This window comes from Thiohalocapsa sp. (genome assembly GCF_019695415.1).
Classification (GTDB): domain Bacteria; phylum Pseudomonadota; class Gammaproteobacteria; order Chromatiales; family Chromatiaceae; genus Thiohalocapsa.
The window spans coordinates 1-521 of sequence record NZ_JAIFKJ010000142.1; the positions used below are offsets into that span (position 1 = coordinate 1).

Genomic DNA, 521 nt, shown 5'->3' on the forward strand with positions numbered 1-521 from the left:
CCCCCGGTATTGGATTCTGGCACCACAAGGTCCGGGGCAACCAAGGGGAGGGGGAGCGGTACGTGCGCAGTAAGCTGGGGGAGTACGGTGACCAGGAGGTGGGTACGCGGCAGGTCCTAGACCGGTCGCTGTGGGAACGCTCGGGGCACTGGGAGAAGTTCTCGGACGACATGTTCACCACGCACCTGGATGACCACGACTTCGCCATCAAGCCGATGAACTGTCCGGGGCACATCCAGCTCTTCAACCAGGGCCTGAAGAGCCACCACGACCTACCGCTGCGCATCGCCGAGTTCGGCGTCGTACACCGCAACGAACCCTCGGGCACACTGCACGGCCTCATGCGGGCACGCCGCTTCACTCAGGACGACGCACACGTCTTTTGCACCGAGGATCAGCTGCAGGACGAGGTCGCGACCCTGAACGACATGGTGTTCGAGACCTAACGTGAACTCGGCTTCGACAACCCCAACCCACCCCTTGCGCTCCCACCCCGCAACCGGTGCGGCGCGCCCAGAACC

The 521-nt window shown here is 64.3% G+C and carries 1 pseudogene; it reads left to right on the plus strand.

Annotated elements, in window-relative coordinates:
- Window positions 1–521: pseudogene (locus I6U14_RS03600) on the plus strand (aminoacyl--tRNA ligase-related protein); the annotation flags it as partial.